The sequence below is a fragment of the Aminobacter anthyllidis genome (assembly GCF_018555685.1).
Lineage (GTDB): Bacteria > Pseudomonadota > Alphaproteobacteria > Rhizobiales > Rhizobiaceae > Aminobacter > Aminobacter anthyllidis.
Genome location: NZ_JAFLWW010000014.1, coordinates 110,080 through 127,269, shown reverse-complemented (window position 1 = coordinate 127,269; position 17,190 = coordinate 110,080). Strand labels below are relative to the sequence as shown.

The following is a 17,190-nucleotide window of genomic DNA, read 5'->3' as shown; positions in this document are numbered from 1 at the left end:
TAATCCCTCTGGATATGTTCGTCGCCCAGCAGTTGGGTGGCCCCGAGCACCGCCCCCCGGGGGAGATTGGACGAGCCTGACGGAAGGGCTTCGATGTGTGCATCGGAGGAGGTGGTCAGATCGACCAACGGAACACCGAGATGGGTGTCTGAGAGCCTGGCGGTCGCTGGCAAGGCGGGTCCCGGAGCCCTTGCCGGTACTGCTGCCGCTCCAGCTTCCCTTATCGCTCCGCGATGGAGGAGCCAAACGTCATTACCCTCCTCTGGCCTCCGGGCGGTGTAGCCGTGGCCTTTAATCTCGTAGTTCCATTCCGGCTTGTCCGCGTCCGGCAAGAGGCCATAATGGTACAAGGAAGAGAGCATCGCCTCTGGGACGAGTTGAGTCCCATGGGAGAAGCCTTTGGGCACGGCGAATGAGACGTTTATGGAGTTCTCGATGGCAGCGGGGGGTGCCTCAGACCTTGCAAAGGGCGCGGCCTCCGCATGCAGGCTTCCAATGTGTTCGGACCCTGGGCCTTGAACGGGTACCCCTGCCAATGGCAATCCACCCAACTGCTGCATGGGGGGCTGCATCGGCACGCGGCCGCCTTCGCTCGGCGGCTGCTGAATGGCGATGCTTTGCGGATTATCAGTCCCCTGCCTCTCCGCCGGCCGCAACGGCGCCGTCGAATGTTCATTGTTGATGATGAACCGCTCGGGTGGCAGGAGGTTGCCCTGGTCAAGCGCATCCGGCCAGGGCCGGTGTTGGCTGACAGCTAACGCTGGCGGGGCGGCGGCCTCAACTCCGGCGTGCCCAGAGCCGGCCGCTGCCAAAGCGTCCGCCACGATCCTGTCTGACGCAGGCTTCGCATCGCGAACCCGTTCAAGCGCCAAGCGGAGATAATCGTTGCCTGGAAACAACACCTCGGCGAATTCGATCCGCGAATCATGATCCAGCCCAGAGATCGTCCGGCCCCGCCTCTCAAGCGCCTCAGAAAATCTGCGAAGACTATGACCATAGACAACACGGGTGCTTGGGGCCAAGCTGCTGTCACTGGTCACTTGTTCCAAGACATGCGCATCTGCCTTTGAAGGCACCGTCACTGGCCACCGGCCAGTCGCTGAATAGCCCGGCTCATGATACGCACGCAGGACGTTCAACGCCGGCCTTATATCCCTTATGTCAGTGTCTTTCGGAAAGAAGGTATTGAGGTGATCGACCAGGGATTGGTGATTTTTTAGATCAGTCGCTTGGCCACGAGCACCGAGATCATTCGCCAATCGGCGAAGCGCATACGAGTATATTCGGAGCGTCGGCGCGCTATGGTGTTGCTGAGCCTCAGCATGGGCGATCGCCTTATCAATCACGTCCCGGTGTTCGTCGGACAAGTGGGGATAGCGGTTAGCCGGGGCACCAACAGTCGCTGAATAGCCCGGCTCATGATAGGCACGCAGGACGTTCAACGCCCTCTTCATATCATCGTTTTTCGGAAAGAAAGCATCGAGGTGATCGACCAGGGATTGGTGATTTTTTAGATCAGTCGCTTGGCCACGAGCGCCGAGATCATTTGCCAATCGGCGAAGTGCATACCTGTATTTTAGGACCGTGCTCTCGCTATATTTTTGCTGAGCCGCAGCGTGGGCGATCGCCTTATCGATAAGGTCGCGGTGTTCGTCGGACAAATGGCGATAGCCGGTGGCACGGGCGCCACTCGCGACAGGTTCGGCTCGGCGCGGCTCGGCCACGTGCTGCTCAAAACCCGCTTGCCGCGCTTGGCCAGCATCCGGCAAGGGGCCAGGGCGGTCCAAGAAAGAGAGCATCGCGTCTGGGACGCGTTGAGTCCCATGGGAGAAGCCTTTGGGGACGGCGAATGAGACGTTTATGGAGTTCTCGATGGCAGCGGGGGGTGCCTCAGCCCTTGCGGAGGGCGCGGCCTCCGCATGCAGCCTTCCGATGTGTTCGGACCCTGTCCCTTGAACCGGTACCCCTTCCAATGGCAATTCACCCAACTGCTGCGTGGGGGGCTGCATCGGCACGCGGCCGCCTGAATTGCCGATTTCGCTCAGCGGCTGCTGAATGGCGGCGGCTTGCGGCGTATTCAGGGCCCTCTGCCTCTCCGCTGGCCGCAACAGCGCTGTGTCATGTTCATTGTTGATGATCACCCGCTCGGGTGGCAGGTGGTTGCCCTGGTCCAGCGCATCCGGCCAGGGCCGGATCTGCTGTTGGCTGGCAGCCAAGACTGGCGGGGCGGCGGCCTGAACTCCGGCGTGCCCAGAGCTTGCGAAAGCGTCCGACACGCTTCTGTTGGGGTCCTCCGGTCCAGCACGCATCCCTGGATTGCTAAACAAAGATGAGGCGGCTTGATCACCCTGCCGCTGCTGAAGCACTTCGCGGAACCCCTGTTCCAGTCGCAGAAGCTCCTCTGGATTGGTTGGCGGCTTGCGAGCTCGATTATCGAACAGCGGCCGCAAGGCCTCGGGAACCTCCGCATTGTGAACCCGCTGCAGCGCCAAGCGGAGTTTCTTGTTGCCTGGAAACAACGCCTCGGCGAGTTCGGTCCGCGAATTGTGATCCAGCCCAGAGATCGTCTGGCCCCGACTCTCAAGCTCCTCAGAAAATCTGCGAAGAAGTCGACCATAGACGACACGGGTGCTTAAGGCCAACTCGCTGTCACTGCTTAATTTTTCCAAGATACGCGCATCTGGCTTTGAAGGCACCGCCGCTGGCCACCAGCCAGTCGCTGCATAGCCCGGATCATGATACGCACGCAGGACGTTCAACGCCGTTTTAATGCTCTGGTCATTCGGAAAGAAAGTATCGAGGTGATCGACCAGGGATTGGTGATTTTTTAGATCAGTCGCTTGGCCACGAGCGCCGAGATCATTCGCCAATCGGCGAAGCGCATTCGAGTATATTCGCAGCGTGTCCGCGCTCTGGTTTTGCTGAGCCGCAGCGCGGTCGATCGCCTTATCAATAACGTCCCGGTGTTCGGCGGACAGATGGGGATAGCTGGCAGCAGGGCCGCCAGCAGTCGCTGAATAGCCCGGCTCATGATACGCACGCAGGGCCTTCAACGCGCTCTTCATATCAACGTCTTTCGGAAAGAAAGCACCGACGTGATCGACCAGGGATTTGTGATCTCTTAGATCGGTCGCTTGGCCACGAGCGCTGAGATCATTCGCCAACCGGCGAAGTGCAAACGTGTATTTTCGGGCCGTGGTCTCGCTATATTTTTCCTGGGAGTGGGCGATCGCTCTATCAATAAGGTCCCGGTGTTCGCCGGACAGATGGTGATAGCGGGAAGCACGGGCGCCACTCGCAACGGGGTCGGCTCGGCGCGGCTCGGCCACGTGCTGCTCAAAGCCCGCTTGCCGCGCTTGGCCAGCATCCGGCAAGGGGCCAGGGCGGTCCAAGGAAGAGAGCATCGCGTCTGGGACGCGTTGGGTCCCATGGGAGAACCCTTGGGGGACGGCGAACGAAACGTTTATGGAGTCCTCGATCGCAGCCGGGGGCGCCTCGGACCTTGCTGAGGGCGCGGCTCCCGCATGCAGCCTTCCGATGTGTTCGGACCCTGTCCCTTGAACCGGTACCCCTTGCAATGGCAATTCACCCAATTGCTGCATGGGGGGCTGCATCGGCATGCGGCCGCCGGAATTGCCGATTTCGCTCGGCTGCTGCTGAATGGCGACGGCTTGCGGCCTATCCACGGCCCTCTGCCTCTTCGCCGGCGGGAACAGCGCTGTGGAATGTTCGTTGTTGATGATGCCCCCCTGGGGTGGCAGATGGTTGCCCTGGTCAAGCGCATCCGGCGAGGGCCGGATCTGCTGTTGGCTGGCAGCCAAGACTGGCGGGGCAGCGGCCTGAACTCCGGCGTGCCCAGATGTTGCGAAAGCGTCCGACACGCTTCTATTGGGGTCCTCCGGTCCAGCACGCATCCCTGGGTTGCTGAGCAAAGCCGAGGCGGCTTGATCATCCTGCCGCTGCTGAAGCACTTCGCGGAACCCCTGTTCCAGTCGCAGAAGCTCCTCTGCATTGGTTGGCGGCTGGTGAGCTCGATCATCGAACAGCGGCCGGAGCGCCTCGGGAACCTCAGCGCTGAAAGAAGACGAGGCGGCTTGCTCATCCTGCCATTGCTGAAGCACTTCGCGGAACCCCTGGTCCAGTCGCTGAAGCTCCTCTGGATTGGTTGGCGACTCGTCAGCTTGATCGAACAGCCTCCGGGCCTCGGCAAGGTGCTGCTCAACGCCCACTTGCCTGGCCTGGACCGCTTGATCCTCTTCCAAGCCGGCGTCCTGCACCGCCTGCGGCAAAGCTGTTGCACGGGATGGATTTTTTCGCTGGTCCACATTAGCCTCGCATCAAACTGTATCGTCAAAGTCTTGCGCCAATCCGCGCAGCGGCTCATCGAGTCGAGATTCTGCGGAGAATCCCTCCTCTGCTTCCGTCAAGGGCGCCGGCTCCGGGAGGGCGCCTGTCTGGCTTTCAAAGATGCGTTTCAGAATGCGGTCCGAAAAATATCGCACCTTCCTCAGTTGCAATGGCGGCAGACCTTTGATGAGAACAATCTCGTACTCGTCATTGAGCAGCCGAACCTGTTCGGGACGCAGCAGCGGCGCACCTTGAAACGAATTCTGAATGTTCCGGTCGAACGCTCGCGACTGGCTGTAGGAAATCGATTTGGCTTCAAACGTGTATTCACCGATGGCTTTGGAAATGTAGTTCGGAGTCTCGTCATCGGCCGTGGCCATGAACACTTGCAGTCCGGTATTGCTGAGAAAATTCTGCTTACCAGCCTCTCCATAAGCCCCCGTTAGTGCCGAAAGGCTTTGGATGATGAGCATGAAACGCCCCTTGTAGCCCGCGATAGTCGTAATTGCGGTCTCGATCGCCTCCAGCTTCCCCAAGTGCTTGAACTCATCGAGCAGAAAGAGAACCTCGTGCTTTTCGTCCTGGCGGGGCAGCGACCGCTGTAGAATTGAAACGATTTGCTGAAAAAATAAGCGTATCAAAGGCGCGATCACCTCAAGGTCGTTCGGACCAACGCAAAGATAGATGCACGTTCTGCGACGGCGAAGATCATAGACCGAAAAGTCCGAGCGACTTGTAGCCGCCTTGACAGCCGGATCCGCCCACAAGTTGAGCCCGCCATCGCCGAGCACGGACGTGTAGGAGGTTAGGATTTTCGTGTCGTTCCCCGCCATGTCGTCGAAGATGCGTTGTGCCTCTTTGTTCCGGGTCTCCATGGCGAGCTGCGCGAAGAGCTTAAACTTCTCCCCCGGCTGAGCGAACAGATCATAGACGGCGCCGATTGTTGGCGTGCCCCGCTCGATGCAGGCAAGGATCCCCGCGACAAAGATATCTCGCGCGCCGGCGACGAAACCTTCCGCCCCCTCCCCCTTGGCCGTAATCAGGTTCGCGGCCAAGCGGCGGGCTTCGGTGAATTGCTGCTGTGGATGCAGTGCTATGAGATCCAACAGTGGATTGTAGCAGTTTGTGCGCCGCTCTGAATCCAGTGGCGCGAATTTGAACACTTCGTGGCCTGCGGCTTTACGCGCCCTCGATGTGAGCTCAAAGAGCTCCCCCTTGACGTCCAGAGCTATCACAGAGCCTTTAAATGTAAGTAGCGTTGGAATGACTATGCCGACACCCTTACCAGCGCGGGTCGGCGCAACAATGAGGCTGTGAGGCTGCTCGCCATTGGTCAGGTAATAGCCAGGCCATGAAGGGCCACTCGTCTTCCCAAAGACCGGTCCTGACACGCCACGGTATCGTCGCAGATATCCCGGGCGTCGCATTTCATCCACTCGAGCCCAACGAGCGGTCCCGTGATGTTCGAGCTTGCGGCGCAATACGACCTGCTGAATCAGCAAGACAACCGCAGATGTCGAGAGCACGATAGCCGCGCCCTGATAGAAAACGGGGGTTGCGAAACCCAAATAGAAGGGCGTCTCAAACCAAAAGGCACGGACATCAAACGCCATCAGAGCCTCGCCGCTACCCCCGTGGCGGAAGGTTGCGTACAGACTTGCCGCACAGAACCCCAAGGCGAGTGAGCACGCGATGCTAATGGCTATGTTGGGGGACGTCGTTTTTGTAGAAGACATTGTTCCATGGCCGAATTAGCCGTGCTAATGCTGCGCTTGCTTCAGACACCGAACCGAGGTCGCGCGATGCCGACGCTCGACAGATCGATGCCGCAGCGGGTGGTGCGATGCTTGCATCGCGCCACCCGGCAGACGTGGATTTTGAAAGTTTCACTAAGCAGCTACGTCGACGGCCAGGGAATTGGAAACAGCAAGGCCGTGAACGGAATTCGGGAGAGGAAGCGTTACTGCCATGGCCGAGACCTCAACGGCCGGTGCGATCTCTGCTTCTCCTGGCCTCCATTAGATCCTCTCGGGCGTGATTGTAGGAGTGGCTTATGTCCCGGCCGACTTGACCACCCCGCTGCAGCTGTTCGTGGGAGGTTTGCGGGCCAACTGTATCACGGACTGCAGCCCCAATACCTGCTATGTGGGCGTCCAGATCCGCACTGCGTTCCTCCGCTGCATGCCGCGGAGGAGGCATCTGCGGCAAGATGTCTTGCATGCCGGGAATTGAGTGAGCTTGGGCCTGTTGATTTGGATCTAACTGGTGATACATCGCGTACATAGCATTGGATGCTGTCGACCTGACGTGGCCATCCGGATCGGTAGCCAATTCAGCGGCCTGATCAAAAATGCGAGCTTTATTTTCAGCGTTAAACTTGCTGAAGTTTTGCGCAGCGTAAAGCGCTCCGATAGCTTGCGAAGGTGGGTCCATGTTGCCAATGCGATTAACAATACTATCTTGTGTCTCTGGCCGAAGGTAATGAGACACGTTACTGACTGCTCTGAATTGCTCCAATGCTACTTCATCCGGGGTGTGTCCCAACCCGGCAGTCAATTTATCCCCCAGATCGACGGCTGATCGTCCAAGCTGATTGGTCCGCGTTTCAAACTTCGCGAGGTCAGTTTCTGGCTCGGTTCGAGTGCCCCGAACGGCTATGCGCTCTCGCCTCCCGAGTTCTTTGAAGGTCCCAAGATTTCGCGCTGTATCGCGCGGGTTAGCGCTTACCAGCCGTTCTGCAACATCGGTCAATGGTCCGTATGGAAGGTCACGGAGGGTACTGCGATTCCCCACGTCTTGGGATGAACTTGCAGCTGCGCGTGCCCGTTTGTTATCGCGATCCATTGCTCGGCCTCCAAAGTCGTTAAGTTACCCAATCAAGGTACCACCGACGCTTGACCTGCTAAACCGATATGAGGTTACAGTTGTAGTCTGGCAGAAGCTTCTCCCAACTCTGGGATACGCCGAGAGCCGTAACCGGGGCAGATTTCCGGGCGGAAGGGTTTGCGGCGAGAGCGTTCGTGATTCACCGTTTGCGTGACGCATCAGGATCGTCTCATATCTCATATAAGAGAGTCCGTCGCGATACGCCCGCGAATGACGATGGTACCTTCGGCTTGACTTATCCTTCGCGCTCTGCGGGTCCGACGAGAAAATCAGCCTACCTTGCTGAGACTATCTGCGGAGGACTTGCCGCTACGGCGGTCCTGCTCAATCTCGTACTTGATCTTCTGCCCGTCAACGAGGTTTGAAAGTCCAGCCCGTTCTACAGCTGAAATATGGACAAAAACCTCCTGACCGCCGTCATCGGGCTGGATGAAGCCAAAACCTTTGGTGCTGTTGAACCACTTCACTGTTCCGTTCGCCATATCTGTGTATTCCTCTGTGGCCAGTGTGAACCAGACGGGCCGTGAAGCCGATCCTGTTCAGAGGAATCTCTCCGACAAGGATACGTCTGAGCCGCCCAGTATGCCGGCTCGGCAACCACCCGAATGGATCGAAGCCGATCTGCAAAAGGGATGGTGAGAGCGTTGGCTCGTTTCCAACCCATCCTGTCTCACCAGCCCGGACGCCTGGACGGATGTCAACGCCGGAAAAAGAACCGCATCGATTGGTCCCGCTTGCGGCCAGCTCCAGTCGGCCGCTCGATCGCAAGCGTGGTTCGAGGAGGAAGCTCTCCCAGGTGCAATGCGAGGAGACGCTGGTCCAACTCCTTGTCGGCTGCCGTAAGGCGGTGGTTCAGGCGAAGGTAGTCCATCCAGGTCGGTGTGCGGAAGGTTTCTGTCCAACGCGAAGGCTGTTGGAGGTCGTGCTGGAGATTCCAGTGTCGCGCACCAACGCCGCTTTGTACTCGCCGCCGTTCCCGCATCTGCTCCAGGAACGCTTCGACATTTGCTTCGGGTATTGAATATTCGATCTTGGCGACGATCGGCCCGCTTCGGGGCTTCAAATCCAGGGCAACCTGAGGCGTTTCGAAGCCAAGAGGAGCCTGATCGGAATCTTTCCATTGACGGATGGGCAGCAGGAAGCCGGTGCCAGTGACCAGCAGGAGCGCGCCACCTGAAAGCTCCAGAGCCGAGCTCAGCGAATAGCTCTCGGCCACCGTACCCCACAGCCAGCTGCCAGCCGCGATGCCGCCGGATGAAAGGGCATAATAGATCGAGAGCGTGCGACCAACGACCCACCTTGGACTCGCCAACTGGACGCTTACGTCCAGCCCGGTCCAGGTCACGACCCAGCCCGCGCCGCCGAGCGCCAGCGCGATAGCCGCCACCGCCACCGAGGGGGTGAAAGCAAGCGATAGACAACAAGCCGCACAGGCGATGCACGACAGTGTCGTCAAACGTTCCTGGGACAGCCTCCGTCTCAGAATGTTGTTGCAGATGCCGGCGAACAAGGCGCCGGTCCCGAAGCCAGCCATCAGGATGCCGTAAACGACTGGCCCTCCCCCCAGCTGATCGCGGGCGACGAGAGGCAAGAGCGCTAGTATAGAGATGCTCGTCAGCCCAAAAAGGGCACCGCGGGCAATTGCTGCCTTGATTTCGGATGACAGGGCAGTGAAGCGCGCTCCGTCATGGATCGCCGTGGTCAATGGTTCACTCGGCAGCGGTGACGAGCGAACATGCCATTTGCAGCGCCCTATGGTCCACAGCAGCATCAGATATGTAAGCGTCGCCACTGCGAAAGCCGTCAAAGGGCCAAAGGAAGCAACGACGACGCCACCGAGAGCGGGACCGATGCTTCGGACGGCGTTATATCCGACCGAGATAAGCGTGACGGCGGCCGGAACATCGCGCTTTCGCAGGATATCGCCAACCGACGCGTGCCAGGCGGGGTCGGTGAAAGCGGCGCCTACTCCGGCCAAACAGCTGAATGCAAGAACCATCCATGGATTGAAAATTCCGAGACCTGCAAGAACAGTCAGCATCGTCGAGGACAATGCTATCACGCACCAGCCAGCGAACATGAGATTGCGGCGGCTGTAATTGTCCGCTAGGGCGCCGGCGATAATTGACAGGAGGAATGTGGGCAAGGTTGTCGAAGCCTGCACCAAGGCGACCATCACATCCGATGTCGAAATGGTCGCCATCAGCCAACTGATGGCAACCATTTGAATCAGCCACCCTAGACTGGATACCTGTGTGGCAATCCAGATCGGACGGAAAGTTGAATTCTCGAGCGGCGCGAACGTTGCCGATGACACCGGATTAACTTCTTCACGCGCCACCCCGCTCATTGGGCCGAGCCTCCCTTCGCTGCCAGTTGTATGAGATTTCTCCCCGCCCACGTGCCCATGGAGGAATGGCAGGATCAGGGCATTTTATCCGCGCAACGCAAGTTATTTTTGCCTGGCCGATGCTGTGGCAGAACCGAATGCTTCCGGTGGAGCTATCGTTCCGCTATGCGGGACGAGACCGGTTCGATCCTGTCGTTGTCGATCCCCGACCACGTTACAAGAATCGTCAGTTTGACGTTCCTTAGCGTCTCCAACCAAGCCACGTCCTGGGCATCGACTTCCCTTCTGGTGATCACGAGCTCCCGCGCATTGAACCGCCTCGCCAAGGTGGATCAGTAGTCTACCTTTGGCGTAGGTATTCAGCAGCCTGCTAGGCGCCCGCCGCCACGTGCGGGCGACGCCGGCATCAACCGGCGGGCAGATGCGCCGAGGGCAACAACCGCGCCTGACGCAACGCCGCCAGATCAGCCGAGCCGGTGCAGAAGCAGGCAACGGCCAACTGGCGGATGACGATCTCGAAATGCGCGACAACCGCCTCGGTCGACACCGTCGCCGCGCGCAGCACGCCGGCCGCCTGCCCGGCGATGTCCGCGCCCAGGCGGATGGCCTTGGCCACGTCGACGCCGTCGCGGATCCCGCCCGACGCGATCAGCTTCACAGTTGGCAGCGCCCGACGTACCGCCTGCACGCTGGCCGGGGTCGGAATCCCCCAGTCGGCGAACGCCATCGCCACTGCACGGTCGGCGGCATCGCGGGCGCGCTCGCCCTCCACCGCGGCCCAACTGGTGCCGCCGGCGCCGGCGACATCGATGACCGCCACGCCCGCCTTGACGAGCGCGCAGGCCACCGAGGCGGACAGGCCCGACCCCACTTCCTTGGCCACAATCGGCACGTCCACGCTGCGCGCGGCGCGAGCGATCTGCGCCAGGACGCCGCGCCAGTCGCGGTCGCCCTCCGGCTGTACCGCTTCCTGCAGCGCATTGAGATGGACGATGAGTCCATCGGCCTCCAGCGCATCCACCGCCCGGCGCGCCAGGTCCAGGCCGTCGGCCTCGCGCAGTTGCGCGGCGCCGATATTAGCCAGCAAGGGAATGTCTGGGGCCAGGCGGCGCAGCGCGCGCGTCAGCCCCTGGGAGTTGCGGGATTGCAGGCTCACGCGCTGCGAACCGACGCACATGGCGATCCCCAAGGCTTGTGCTGCCTCGCTCAGATGCCGGTTGATGGCCTCGGCGCGTGGCACGCCGCCGGTCATGGAGCTGATCAGCAGCGGCGCGCGCATGGTCTTGCCCAGCAGCGAGGCGCGCAGGTCGATCTGCGTCAGGTCCAACTCGGGCAATGCGCAGTGTTCGAAACGGATGTACTCCCAGCCGGCGGCGACCGTGGCCGGCGCCGTTCGCCGATCCAGCACGATGTCCAGATGGTCGTCCTTGCGCCGGCTCGGGATGTTGTCGCTATCGCTCATGCTCGCTCCATCCGTCGCATCGGGCGACGGCGTTGCATCGGATCCCACCGACGGCAGCGCGCGCACGCAGCCGCATCCCGCCGTTCAGGCGGGCGCACGCTGGAATCCCCCCGCAGCGTCGCTGCGGTAGCGGCTGGTCGAGGTCTGGTAGTACTGCGCGCGGATGGCCGCCATGGCCTCGATCAACGCTCCCCACGGCGCGGGAAAGCGTTCTTCCGCCATCACCCGGTGCAGCATTCGCGTATGGCCGGCCAACTCGTCGTTGAGGAACTCCACCACAGGCATAGCCGGATAGCGCTGCCGCAGCAGGATCGCCGCGTTGTCGGCCTCGCCCGCCGACCTGTCCTTGTCGCGTCCATGCAGATCGTTCTGCAGGCGCCCTATCGCGGAGATGAGCCGCAGGACCTGGCGAAACGCCGGACGCGCGCGCAAGGTCGCCATGTCCAGCCCCCACAGCAACGACAGGCAACAGAACACGTTCGTGTAGGCGATCGAATCGATGCCGTTGTGCAGGTACTCGGCGTAGGACCAGCGTTCCGCCCCTACCGCCTGCGCGTGTCCGGCGCGCAGCGCCGCGCAGTAGCACCGGGTGTCGTCGAGAAGCCGAGCATAGTCGCGACGATCGTAGGCGAGCGCGGCCAGCGAAGCGCGCAGCACAGCGCAGCCCTCGAATCCGGGGAGCGCGCACGGCACGCCCTGCCCCAGCGCCTGCTCCACCGCGGCGAGCTCCTCCGGCGCGATCAGGCCAAGGTCGTTGCAATCGTCGAGCCAGAACAGCAGCGCCAGTTCGCGATAGAACGCCACGATCAGCGTTTCGGCCTGCGGATCGCGGCCAGTGCGGGCGCTGGTGTCGCGCAGGCTCGGGTGGATGCGCTGCAGGATGTACTGGCCGCCCCTGACCGCTTCCACGGCATGCTCGTCGGCGAACCCTGTCAGGGAACGCCCCCACTCCAGCACCTGCTGCAGCGCGCGTTCGGTCTGGATCATGGCGCCGCTCCTGCTCCCTCGGCCAGGACGCGCCGCCCCCAACGAAGCGCCAGCCACAACCCGGCGAGTTCGGCCACGCGCACGACCCGGGTGGGGCAATACAGTTCCTTGCCGATCCACAGCGCCGTCTGCGGCAATGCATGCGCCACATGGCGAGCGAGCATCCACTCCAGCGCACGCGCCGCCGCCTGCGCGATGCGCCGGCGCCCTGTCGGCTCTTCGCTCCCGTCCATCACGTGCAACGCGAACAGCGCATAGGCGGTTTCCTCAAATGAGGACGCGCGACCGGCGCCCCAGCCGCCGTCATCGCGCTGCGCCTGCAGCAGCGCCGCCAGCGCGCGCTCGTCGCGCCACTGGGGCTTGCCTTGCGCCAGCGCAGCGACCGCATGCGCGGTGGGATACAGCCACGAAACGTGCCATTTTTCGTTGTCCCATAGACCGTGCGGGTTGCGACTGGCCTCGACGTAGTAGCTGGTGCCGGCGGCGGGCTTTCCCAACAGTCGCAACGCATGCAGGGCATGGATGTTAGTCGACACCGAGGCATTGCGCTCGCCGGGGAAGGTGACGAATAGCTCGCCGATTTCGAAATCGCGCAACGCATCGACCGGCGGGTCGCGACCTGCAAGGCGCAGGACGCACAACGCAACGGAGGTGTCGTCGGCATCGGCTGCGAAGTGCAAGGCCGGGCCGAGACCGCGCACGCCCATGCGGGCGTCGAGCTGCGCGACGATCACGCGCACGGCATCGGCGAACGCGGGATGCGCGAACAGCCCGGCCAGATGCAGGGTGTACAGCGACCAGCATGGCTCGAACACATTGATCGGCCAGACGTTGGGAACGACACCTTCGATGCCGCTGCGCGTCGCCCGCGATGCCGCCTGCAGATACGCGTCGGTGCGCCCGACCTGCGGCGTGCTCCCATGTGTTACGGCGTGCGCACGCCACGCGGCGGTGGCCGCCGGACTGATGCCAATGCTGCCGTCGTCGTCCGGGCATGCGGTGGTCGGCGACGTTCCCCAGGCTTCCCAGGAGTGCAGCAACGGATGGCCGCTCGGCAACGTCGCCACCGCCCCCAACTTGACAAGGCACGCCTGCCGCAACGGCAACAGCGCCGGGTGGCGCGGAAACCCCACGCCGCCCAGCAAGGATGCGGCCTCGCCGCACAACTGCGGCAGGATCAGCTCCGCGCCGATCGGCGCGTCCTCCGGCACCGAATGCGCGTAGGGATCGGGCTGGCGCTCGAGGAACCGGGTTGCAGCCTGGACTGCGTCGGCCGCGCCGGGAAGAGGATCGGCACGCTGCAATGTCAGCAACGCCGCCCAGGTGGGCGCATGGCGGAACAGCGGGAAGTCCGCGCTTCCCCATCCGCCATCGGCCTGTTGTTGCGCGATGAGCCACGCGTATGCGTCCTGCCGACCGGTGACGTTGCCGTGGAACTGCAGAGCTCGCGCCGTGTCGTAGACGGACGGACCGACGCTGCCGCCGTCGCTCATCTCGATCAGCAGGTGGCGCAATTCGGAAAGGATCTGTTCGGACAGCGCGTTCACGCGGTATGTTCCTTCTGCAGACAGTTGACGGGAACCAGGATCGGGCAGACGCCGCGCACGTCGCCGCAGGTCCGTCGCGGCCCGGCGCACGGGCAGCGCCGGACGGCCGCCCTGCTCCGGCGCGGCGACGCGCCCCATGCTGGGGCCGGTCCGCCGCATAGGCTTGCGCGCAGCGCGCCGCGTACGCCGCGGCTGTGCTGAGCAACCGCTGCGATCGCCGCCGCCGACTTGGACACAGTGCAGCATGCACCGCTCACGCCGGCCGATCGATCGCAGCGGCACAGGGGCGACTCCATGCGGACGGCGCGCTCATGCGCATGGCGCGTGCTTGAACAGATACGCGTTGGCCCGCTGCAGCATCTGCGCCAACCGTTCCGCACGCGTTCCCAGCGGGGCGATGGCCTCCCCGGCGTCGCGCAACAGATCCAGCGCCAACTGGCGCGCTGCCTGCAGCCCCATGATCGACGCACAGGTCGGCTTCTGCGCCGCCGCGTCCTTGCCGGGGGTCTTGCCCAACGTCGCGGTATCCGCTGTCGCGTCGAGAATGTCGTCGACCACCTGCAACGCCAGGCCGAAACAGGCGGAGTAGCGATCGAGCGCACAGTACAGCGCAGCGTGGGCGGCATCCTCCGCGATGGCGCATAGCGCGCCCATGCGAACGGACGCGCGCACTAGTGCTCCGCTCTTCATCCGGTGCATCGCCACGATCCTGTCCAGCTCGACGTGCTTTCCTACCAGCGACAGATCCATGGCCTGCCCGCCTGCGGCACCCTCGGCGGACACCGCCTGCGCCAGTTCGCGCACGAGCGCGATACGGTTGTCGCCCGGCGCATCCAGGCTCGCCAGGGTCAGGAAGGCGTGCGCCTGCAGCGCATCGCCGACCAGGATCGCAGTGGCTTCGCCGAACTTGACGTGCACGGTCGGAAGGCCGCGGCGAAGCACGTCATCGTCCATTGCGGGCAGGTCGTCGTGGACCAGGGTACAGGCGTGCATCATCTCGATGGCGGCGCCGACATCGTCGAGCATGTGCGCCGGCGTGTCGGCCAGTGCGCCGGTAGCCAGACAGAGCAAGGCGCGAGTGCGCTTTCCGCCATGCAAGGTGGCGTAGCGCATCGCCGCCATCAGCTCGGTCTCACCGTCGTCTTCGGCGCAGAGAAGACGCGCCAGCGCCTGTTCGACCCGCCTTGCGCCGTCCTGCATCCAGATCTCCGGCGGCAGCCTGCCGGATGCGCCACGCGCCTGCGCGTCGTCGTGTAGCGTGGAATCGGTCTGCATGTCGTTCATGTCCTTGTACCTGGCACGGCCACGGCGAGCGTCCGAGCCGCCGCGGTGTTGGCGGCGTCGCACCGAGCGCGCGCGCCAAGTGCAGCATTGCCGCGCGTCGCCGGCGCAGCTGCCTCGCCACACGGGGCATGCGATGCCAGCTCATGAGAATCCGATGCGGATTTTCATGGACGGATGTGCGGTCGGGAAATAGCGCCGACCTTTTTCGACGGCGCTCAGCAACCGCGGCCGCACCCCGGCCTTGTGCATGGTCAGTGCCAAGGCGATGCAGAACTGCACCATTTCCAGCCATACCAGGTGGTAACCGATGCAGACGTGTGGGCCGGTACCGAACTGCAGCATGTCCACCGGCCGGATCGGCTCCGTGCGTTGCAGCCACCGTGCCAGGCGGAACTGATCAGGCGCCTCGTGCAGCAGCGCAGAGGTCGAGAAATGCAGCAGCGGGATGCACAGATGGGTGCCCGCAGGAATGCGCCGTTGGCCGAGTTGCAATTCCTGCAGCGCGCGACGCGGCAGGAGCGTGGTCGCCGGATGCACGCGCAGCGTCTCGCGGAACAGCGCCTCGGCGACCGGACACTGCGCCAGGTCCGCGTGCCGGGTCGGCACCGCGCCCACGCGTTGCGCCTCCTCGACCAGGGCGTCCCATAGCCCAGGCTGCCGCGCCAGCTCGATCACCATCCAGGCCATCGTCGAGGCGGTGGTGTCGTGACCGGCAAGCAGCAGCAGGCGGATATTGGCGACCAGGACGTCGTCGGAGAGCGCATCGTCGCCGCGATCGAAGGCGCTCACCATGTCATTGATCAACCCAGTGCGCGCGGCATGCGCGCGCGCGTCGCGGACGAACTGGCGCAACTGCGCGTCGATCCAGTCGCGGGCGGCGCGGCCGCGCCGCAAGGGGAGTCCGGGCAGGTCGACCGGGGGCGCGACGATCAACTGCAGCAGTTGCCGGTATTTGCGATGCCATCCCGGCAAGTCCTGCGCTGGGATTCCCATGAGGCTGAAGATGAGCTTGAGCATCAGGTCGCCGGTCTCGCGCAGGATGGTCACGTCGCCGCGGTCGCGCCACGCCTGCACCCGCGCCTGGATGACGGGCGCGAACAGGTTGCCGATGCCGGCCTGGGTCAGCCCCTTGGGCAGGAAGGCCGCCTTGATCGCGTCGCGCGCCTGCCGGTGCGCGCCGCCGTCCTGGGCGACCAACGTTCCGCCAAGCAATTCGGGCGCGATCTCTTCGATCAGAGCCGAGGACACGTCCTTGTGCCGGAGCAGTGCGAACGCATCTGGATCCACGCAGGTCATCAGGTGTCCGGCAGGGCCGAAATCCAGCCAGAAGTGGCTGCCCAACGTCCGTTCCGCGCGCCGCAGCAGGCGCGGCAGGTCGCATACGATGGCGGGAAGATGTCCGACCAGGGGGAAAGCGCCGGGCACGACCGGGATGTCGTCCCGCAGCCGGTGCCGACGGTCCAGCGGGTTGAGCAGCATGTCCATCAGCAGCGCGGCGCCGCGGCCGCTTTGGCGGTGTCGCCGGCACGCCGCGCGGCGCGGCTGTTGCCACCGTCGGCGTACGTCGGCACATGCGCCAGCATGCCGCCGTCGATGCACAGGACCTGGCCGGTGATGAACGCAGCATCGTCGGAGAGCAGGAACGCCACCAGCGCGGCCACGTCCTCGGGGCGGCCGACGCGCTGCAGGAGTTGGTGCCGGCTCAGATGCCGTTGCATGCACTCGTCCAGCTTGGCGAGGAGACGCTCGGTCATGATGAGACCCGGCGCAACCGCGTTGCAGCGGATCTGCGCATGACCGTACTGGGTGGCGAGCGAGGCCGACAGCATGTTCATCGCCGCCTTCGACGCCGCGTAGGACGTCTGCGCGGTGTCACCGCTGAGCCCCTGGCACGACGACATGTTGACGATCGCGCCACCGCCGCGGGCGATCATTCGTGGGATGGCCTGCCGGCAGCAGAGCAGCGTGCCGCGCAGATTGGTCGCCATGGTCTGATCCCAGACCGCCAGGTCCAGGTCGAGGATCGTGCGGTCGCGCGGTGTCAGATGCATGGCGCTCGCGTTGTTCACCAGCAGGTCGACCCCACCGAAGTGCCGCTCCGCCGTCTCGAACAGCGCTGCCACCGCCTGCGCATCGGCGATGTCCATGGCCAGGGCCAGCGCGTGGCCCGCTTCGGCCGCGATCTTCGCGGTGCAGGCGACGGCCGCCGAGCCATCAATGTCGGCCACCACCACTCTGCCGCCCTCGCGCGCGATGGCGAGGGCGCATGCCTTGCCGATGCCGGCGCCGGCGCCGGTCACCACGGCCACCTTGCCTTCAAACCGTCC

Annotated in this window: 11 protein-coding genes; all 11 read right to left on the bottom strand. The window is 63.4% G+C overall.

Features of this window, described 5'->3' with window-relative positions:
- On the bottom strand, positions 1 to 4,325 hold a 4,325-nt coding region (locus J1C56_RS30625; protein WP_214393684.1), incomplete at its 3' end, for a hypothetical protein.
- Between the two features lie 12 nt (positions 4,326 to 4,337).
- On the bottom strand, positions 4,338 to 6,083 hold the full coding sequence (gene virD4, locus J1C56_RS30620; RefSeq protein WP_214393683.1) for a type IV secretion system ATPase VirD4: 1,746 nt from the start codon (positions 6,081 to 6,083) through the stop codon (positions 4,338 to 4,340).
- Positions 6,084 to 6,327: 244 nt separating this feature from the next.
- On the bottom strand, positions 6,328 to 7,191 hold the full coding sequence (locus J1C56_RS30615; protein ID WP_083246597.1) for a hypothetical protein: 864 nt from the start codon (positions 7,189 to 7,191) through the stop codon (positions 6,328 to 6,330).
- Between the two features lie 311 nt (positions 7,192 to 7,502).
- The gene (locus J1C56_RS30610; protein WP_214393682.1) at positions 7,503 to 7,715 is read right to left on the bottom strand and encodes a cold-shock protein; all 213 of its coding nucleotides are present in this window, start codon (positions 7,713 to 7,715) and stop codon (positions 7,503 to 7,505) included.
- Between the two features lie 215 nt (positions 7,716 to 7,930).
- Entirely contained in the window at positions 7,931 to 9,583 is a 1,653-nt protein-coding gene (locus J1C56_RS30605; protein WP_214393681.1) for an MFS transporter, read from the bottom strand.
- A gap of 406 nt (positions 9,584 to 9,989) precedes the next feature.
- Positions 9,990 to 11,045: a type 2 isopentenyl-diphosphate Delta-isomerase gene (fni, locus tag J1C56_RS30600; RefSeq protein WP_214393680.1), complete on the bottom strand. Its 1,056-nt coding sequence runs from the start codon at positions 11,043 to 11,045 to the stop codon at positions 9,990 to 9,992.
- Positions 11,046 to 11,129: 84 nt separating this feature from the next.
- Positions 11,130 to 12,032 (bottom strand): terpene synthase family protein, encoded by a 903-nt coding sequence (locus J1C56_RS30595; RefSeq protein ID WP_214393679.1) that lies wholly within the window; start codon positions 12,030 to 12,032, stop codon positions 11,130 to 11,132.
- Positions 12,029 to 13,579: a hypothetical protein gene (locus J1C56_RS30590; RefSeq protein ID WP_214393678.1), complete on the bottom strand. Its 1,551-nt coding sequence runs from the start codon at positions 13,577 to 13,579 to the stop codon at positions 12,029 to 12,031. The genes J1C56_RS30595 and J1C56_RS30590 overlap by 4 nt, the downstream gene beginning before the upstream one ends.
- Positions 13,580 to 13,888: 309 nt before the next feature.
- Positions 13,889 to 14,854 (bottom strand): polyprenyl synthetase family protein, encoded by a 966-nt coding sequence (locus tag J1C56_RS30585; RefSeq protein WP_019856502.1) that lies wholly within the window; start codon positions 14,852 to 14,854, stop codon positions 13,889 to 13,891.
- A gap of 150 nt (positions 14,855 to 15,004) precedes the next feature.
- Positions 15,005 to 16,348, bottom strand: coding sequence for a cytochrome P450 (locus J1C56_RS30580; protein ID WP_027033418.1), 1,344 nt, complete (start codon positions 16,346 to 16,348; stop codon positions 15,005 to 15,007).
- Positions 16,348 to 17,172 (bottom strand): SDR family oxidoreductase, encoded by an 825-nt coding sequence (locus tag J1C56_RS30575; RefSeq protein WP_338001536.1) that lies wholly within the window; start codon positions 17,170 to 17,172, stop codon positions 16,348 to 16,350. The genes J1C56_RS30580 and J1C56_RS30575 overlap by 1 nt, the downstream gene beginning before the upstream one ends.
- Positions 17,173 to 17,190: the final 18 nt, after the last annotated feature.

Excerpts from the sequence above, each read along its gene's own strand:
- J1C56_RS30595 (WP_214393679.1), bottom strand. The coding sequence starts at position 12,032 with ATGATCCAGACCGAACGCGCGCTGCAGCAGGTGCTGGAGTGGGGGCGT.
- J1C56_RS30615 (WP_083246597.1), bottom strand. The coding sequence starts at position 7,191 with ATGGATCGCGATAACAAACGGGCACGCGCAGCTGCAAGTTCATCCCAA.
- J1C56_RS30605 (WP_214393681.1), bottom strand. The coding sequence starts at position 9,583 with ATGAGCGGGGTGGCGCGTGAAGAAGTTAATCCGGTGTCATCGGCAACG.
- fni (WP_214393680.1), bottom strand. The coding sequence starts at position 11,045 with ATGAGCGATAGCGACAACATCCCGAGCCGGCGCAAGGACGACCATCTG.
- J1C56_RS30585 (WP_019856502.1), bottom strand. The coding sequence starts at position 14,854 with ATGCAGACCGATTCCACGCTACACGACGACGCGCAGGCGCGTGGCGCA.
- J1C56_RS30610 (WP_214393682.1), bottom strand. The coding sequence starts at position 7,715 with ATGGCGAACGGAACAGTGAAGTGGTTCAACAGCACCAAAGGTTTTGGC.
- virD4 (WP_214393683.1), bottom strand. The coding sequence starts at position 6,083 with ATGTCTTCTACAAAAACGACGTCCCCCAACATAGCCATTAGCATCGCG.
- J1C56_RS30580 (WP_027033418.1), bottom strand. The coding sequence starts at position 16,348 with ATGGACATGCTGCTCAACCCGCTGGACCGTCGGCACCGGCTGCGGGAC.